The sequence below is a fragment of the Eubacterium sp. BIOML-A2 genome (assembly GCF_009680135.1).
GTDB lineage: Bacteria > Bacillota > Clostridia > Lachnospirales > Lachnospiraceae > Faecalicatena > Faecalicatena contortus_B.
Genome location: NZ_WKZK01000109.1, coordinates 1 through 3,554, shown reverse-complemented (window position 1 = coordinate 3,554; position 3,554 = coordinate 1). Strand labels below are relative to the sequence as shown.

At 47.9% G+C, this 3,554-nt stretch carries 2 protein-coding genes; both read right to left on the bottom strand.

The features are described 5' to 3' along the window. Positions 1-176: 176 nt before the first annotated feature. Complete coding sequence (locus GKG43_RS23820) at positions 177-1,868, bottom strand: histidine kinase (RefSeq protein WP_055155390.1); 1,692 nt, start codon at positions 1,866-1,868, stop codon at positions 177-179. Further along, positions 1,865-3,403 (bottom strand): response regulator, encoded by a 1,539-nt coding sequence (locus GKG43_RS22565; protein WP_055155391.1) that lies wholly within the window; start codon positions 3,401-3,403, stop codon positions 1,865-1,867. The genes GKG43_RS23820 and GKG43_RS22565 overlap by 4 nt, the downstream gene beginning before the upstream one ends. Positions 3,404-3,554: the final 151 nt, after the last annotated feature.

Genomic DNA, 3,554 nt, shown 5'->3' with positions numbered 1-3,554 from the left:
CTGACCCAGCGCGAGAAATCATCGGATTTCTCGTGATGTGTCAGTGGTGCTCCATTTTCAGGGCTGTTTCCCGCCTAGAATTTCTTAGGTCCGCGGCCGCGTTTTTGAAAGGACATGGATGTTCTCCGGGAGGCTTTCGGCTATCCCTTTATGGAGCGTCCCCATCCGCGCCGAGGCTAAAGCTCGCCGCTAATTCCCGATTTGGATGGTATATATATGGTGATGCATGTCCCCTCCTCCCATTCACTTTGTATCTGCAGTCCGCTTTTCTCCCCATACATCAGTTTCAGTCTCTGGTGGACATTTTTCAGTCCGAAGCCGCCCTCATGGATATCCTTCTCTCTGATTTCCTCTGACTCTAAATCTGCCATGAGCTCCGTAAGTTCCTGCGGCAGCATGCCGATCCCGTCATCCCGAACACATAAGACCAGGCCGCCGGCATCCCGATATGCGGATATCTGTATATGCCCTTTTCGGCCGGCATCCCGGATACCGTGGTAAATGCTGTTTTCTACCAGGGGCTGCAAAATAAACTTCATGATTTTGATCTCTTTCAGCCCTTCTTCAACGGTGACATCCCATGTGATTTGTTCCGGAAAACGAATATTTTGTATTTCCAGATAACACTCCGCATATTCCACTTCCTTTTCGAGTGTCACAAATTCCTGTCCGTGGCTTAAGCTGATCCTGAAAAAGTCAGAAAGCGCAATCACCAGTTCTTCGCACTGTTCATCATGGTTCTTCCGGGCAAACATACTGATAGAATCCAGTGTATTATAGAGAAAATGGGGATTAATCTGATACTGCATGGCTTTTAGTTCCAGAAGGCGCTGGTTGGTTTCTTCACGTCTGATCCTTTCCACCAGCTCTCCTATTTTTTTCGACATTCGGTTCATGGTGGCTGCGAGCTGTCCGATCTCATCCTCTCCGCTGACAGGCACCTCTGCCTCCATATTGCCTTTTCCGATCTGCTTCATGGCACTTCTGATGTCTGATATGGGCCTGGTAATCCTGCCGGAAAGATAAATTACCATACATACGCTGATTACAAGCAGAACCATCAGCTCCAGAGCCAGTATTTTGAAAATCAGATAAATAGAAGCATATGCCTCATCCTTATTTATCCATGTTTCCAACCTCCATATCCGGTTATCTTGCGAACTGATAATATATTTTTCTGCGGAAAATGTGCCCCTGTCTGCAGCAGACGAGATCCGGAAATTGCCGTCCGCGCTTTCCAGGCAGTAGTTCTGTGTGTCTTCCAGAAGGAGCTGCTGGATGCGGTCCACAAAAAGACTCTTATCAATTACCATGCAGATGGCGCCGATCTTACGCTTCAGATCCGTTGTATTGTTGTTCACAATCCGGTACACAACGATGCTGCTGTCATCAAAATCCGTAAACCATACGGCAGATGCGTCGCTTCTTTCTCTCAGTTCCTCTTTTGACTCCAGGTATCCTGATATGGCCTTATGGGACAGGTTACTGTACATCCTCCCGAGATTATCGATCAGATAAATCGACCGAATCGCACTGTCATAATCCGTATAGGACAGAATCCGGTTCCGCATCTCGGCCGTCATAGAAGGCACATAATTCCTGCTGCTGTTATCCGCGGATTCCAAAAATTCCTGAATGTCGGAATCTCCGATCATATTCACGGTATAATTTTCAATCTTCATCTTTGCCGATGTGACTTCCCAGAATGCGGACTCCGTAAATTTTTCCAGATGTTCTTCATACATCTTCGTCAGGGACGGACGCAGGTGGAAAACCGCAAACAACGCCATAGCGGCGATCTGAAAGACCGCCACTCCGATAAAAAAAACCATGATCCTGTTTTTTATGGATTTAAATCTGCGTTTCACCCTTTTCTCCTTTCCCGATATTCTTTCGGAGACAGCCCGGTGTATTTTTTAAACATTGCGCTGAAATAATTTGCATTTTTATATCCCGTTTCACCGGCAATCACATAGCTTTTTTTATCCGTATGTTCCAGCATCTCCTTTGCAGCATTCATACGTACCTTTGTGATATATTCGATACAGGTCTCGCCCGTCATGCTCCGGAATATTCTGGACAGGTAATTAGACGTCAGCGCAAGCCGGTCGGCCAGGCTGTTAACGGAGAGATCGGGATTGGAATACTCCCTGTCAACAATCTCTTTTACCTGTTCGGCGATCACTTCCGCATATCTTCTGGTAGAATTTCTTTTTTTTCGAATCATCCTCTCTGCCATTTGATGAAAGGCCTCTTCTATCCCGTCAAAGTTCATGATACTGCTCTGGGTAACTCTGAACTCGTCAAGTTCATCTATCCCCATATCGTTTGCGGTGCGGTTCATAGCCACCAGCAGCTGGAACAGCATAACCTGTGACTCCTCCACCGGGTACTTGGGAGGCATGACCTTATGGAAAAATGTCCGCAAAAACCGGTCATTTAAGGTGTCATGAAACCGCAGCATATCCAGGATCTGCTTCTCATCCGCATAGGGATATTCCGGTTCACCCGCACGTTTGAGGGCGATATCTGCAAAATAAAGGTAATACACCTCTTGTATGTCCCGGATCGACTTTGCCGCTTCGACTGCTTCCCTGGCAAGCCGGCCGATCGTTAACGGCTCCTTTCCCGTTTTGCTGATGCCAAAGCATACGTCCAACCCCAGATTCTGCGCAATGGATTCCTTCATGATTTCCAGCTTAAACTGGAACAGCCTGCCTTCCATGATCACCAGCTCGGTACCGTCATAGGGCATCAGGTAAATAGCTGCATCTCCTAATATCTCCTCCACAATCTGCCGCAGAGCAACCTCCCTTGTAAGGCTCGACTCCTGATGAAAATGACGGATAGCAACACAGGTAATCTCCCGCTTCGGAAGACAGACTGAAGCTTTTTGTGCGCCCAGTTCCAGCTGTTCCCTGTCCGCAAAACGTTCCCCCAACAGGTCATTCCAGAATTGGTTTCGCAGAACCGGAAGATATTCTTCCAGCTGTTTCTCGGCAATCGCAATCCAGTCCATGAGCTTCATCCGCTCCGCAATGTCTTTCCTGATGTCCGCGAGTACCTGCTTCAGCTTTTCGGGGGATACCGGCTTTAACAGATACCTCTTCACCCCCAGCTCCACGGCTTCCTGCGCAAACTCAAACCGGTCATGCCCGGTCAGAATGATGATGTCGCAGGTCAGGTTCTCCTTCCGTATCATCTTGATAAACTCCAGGCCGCTTAAGACCGGCATGTAGATATCGGTCAGAACAACATCCACTTTTTCCGTTTCCAGATATTCGAGCGCTTCGATCGCCCCCCCGAAAAGGACAGGCGGGTCAAAGCCCGCTTTCTTCCAGTCCAGAAGAGAGACCAGTCCCTCACGAATATTATCCTCGTCTTCCACTATCATAATTTTCATAAGACATTCTCCCTATACAACCAGAGGGGTCTGCCCCCTTTGATTTATACTCGAAGTATTTACGCCGGGATGCAGTTTAGTAAATACACATTTCGCAATGTATAATCCTTTCCAGAACCGTACGTGCGGCTTTCCCGCATACGGCTCTTCA